This window comes from Streptomyces swartbergensis (assembly GCF_002148965.1).
Lineage (GTDB): Bacteria > Actinomycetota > Actinomycetes > Streptomycetales > Streptomycetaceae > Streptomyces > Streptomyces swartbergensis.
Genome location: NZ_NGFN01000721.1, coordinates 1 through 1,207, shown reverse-complemented (window position 1 = coordinate 1,207; position 1,207 = coordinate 1). Strand labels below are relative to the sequence as shown.

Sequence of the window (1,207 nt, the reverse complement as noted above, 5' to 3'; positions counted from 1 at the left end):
GGTGGGGATGGGCTGAACGGGGGAGAGTCCGCCCCGGCGCAGGGAACCGGACAATCAGGCCCTAACGGGCAATAGCCGTAACCCGCTCACTCTCCACCCGCTTGTCCAGCACTCCATCCCCCGCCTGCTCCAGATGCCGGCACAACACCACAGAACCCCCCGTGGCCAACGGCCCGTACAACCCCGCGTTCAACCCCTCCCACGTGTCGTACGGCAACCCCGACAAAATCCGCGACCCCGGCCCGGTCAACCCCAGTCCCGTCGCCTCCGCCCGAGCCCGCTCGACGACCTCCGCGCCGCTGAACTCCCGCCCCGCCACGATCAGCGCAGGGCCGTCCGGATCCACCGGCGCATACGGAACGAACCGGTCCCCCTGCCCCGGCACCTCCACCGCGTAGTCGACAAACCCCTCGGGCACCTGCGGAAACCGCCCCCCGAGCGGCCGCAGCGCCATCGCGACCCGCGCCCCGGAACACGCCCGCGCGGCTTCCAGCTCGTCCGGCCCGCTCACCACGACATCGGCCGCCCGCGCGTCCCCGGCAACGTCCGCGACGACTCCCACCGAGGAACACGCCAGCAGCCACACGGCCGTCTGCCAGTGCGCGGGCAGCAACAGCGCCACCCGGTCCCCGGGCTCGACGGACAGCTCGTCCTGGAGGAGGTTGGCGGTCTTGGCCACCCAATTGGCGAACGTGGCCACGGACAGCTCGACACGTTCGCCCGTGGCGTCGTCGTAGAAGGTCACCAGGGGGCGTCCCGGATCCGCGGCGAGCGCGGAATTCAGCAGGTCGGCAGGGGTGCGATCGGTGGCGTTCACCCGCTCAAGCGTACGCGGCACCCAGGCCTCGACCCAACGGCCGGGCCATCGCCCCGCCGTGAATCCGCCACCGGTTCGGCCGAACCCCGGCCGACGGTCCGTCAAATCCCAAATGGACAGACTTATAGGACTATGTTCAAGATCGTGGGCATGCGTGGATTTCTTGCTTCTTCGATCGGTGTCACCTGTGCGGCCGCTCTGGCCCTTCCCCTCACTCCGCCCGCCGTCGCGGCCACGGCGAGACCGGTACCGACCACGGAAGCGGCCACGGCCGCGAGACCCGCGCCCCACGCGGGGACACCGGACACGACCATGGCCGACCGGCGCGCAGCCGAACCGTACGCCCCCGGCAGCACCCAGTCCCTCCCCCTCGAACCGCTCACCCGCAAC

Annotated in this window: 1 protein-coding gene and 1 pseudogene; one reads left to right on the top strand and one right to left on the bottom strand. The window is 70.9% G+C overall.

Annotated elements, in window-relative coordinates:
- Positions 1 to 61: 61 nt before the first annotated feature.
- A complete protein-coding gene (locus CA983_RS43880) occupies positions 62 to 817 on the bottom strand; it encodes a TIGR03089 family protein (protein WP_086606129.1) in 756 nt (251 codons plus the stop codon).
- 150 nt (positions 818 to 967) lie between these two features.
- On the opposite strand from CA983_RS43880, the pseudogene CA983_RS47435 reads away from it, so the two are divergent.
- Positions 968 to 1,207 (top strand): annotated as a pseudogene (locus tag CA983_RS47435) (N-acetylmuramoyl-L-alanine amidase); the annotation flags it as partial.